We start from the raw sequence: 512 nt of genomic DNA on the forward strand, positions 1-512 counted from the left end.
CCCGAAGCCGGTGGCCTAACCCCTTGTGGGAGGGAGCCGTCGAAGGTGGGATCGGCGATTGGGACGAAGTCGTAACAAGGTAGCCGTACCGGAAGGTGCGGCTGGATCACCTCCTTTCTAAGGAGCAATTCTCCAGCTCATTCCCAACACAGGTTGGTGAGTGGTTGGCAGAGACAGTTTCGGACCCACACGTGGTCCGGCTGGAGCTCATGGGTGGAACGCTGACAACTTTCATCGCATACGGGTGGTCCTCAGTGACCTCCCGCGATGGGTATACCGACACACTATTGGGTCCTGAAAGAACACGCGAAAGTGTTTTTTCAAGGTAAGAGCAAACGATCCTCCCGGATCTCCTCGATACTGCCGGCGCAAGCCGAGTCGGTCGTGGAACATGGTTTCGGGTGGGTGTGTTGTTTGAGAACTGCACAGTGGACGCGAGCATCTTTGTTAGTAAGTGTTTAAGAGCGTACGGTGGATGCCTTGGCACCAGGAGCCGATGAAGGACGTAGGAG

Annotated in this window: 1 rRNA gene; it reads left to right on the forward strand. The window is 56.1% G+C overall.

From position 1 onward, the window contains the following. Positions 1-117 (forward strand): 16S ribosomal RNA (locus HYG95_RS24425); the annotation flags it as partial. Between the last annotated feature and the right edge of the window lie 395 nt (positions 118-512).

This window comes from Nocardia sp. GTS18 (assembly GCF_013839555.1).
GTDB lineage: Bacteria > Actinomycetota > Actinomycetes > Mycobacteriales > Mycobacteriaceae > Nocardia > Nocardia rosealba.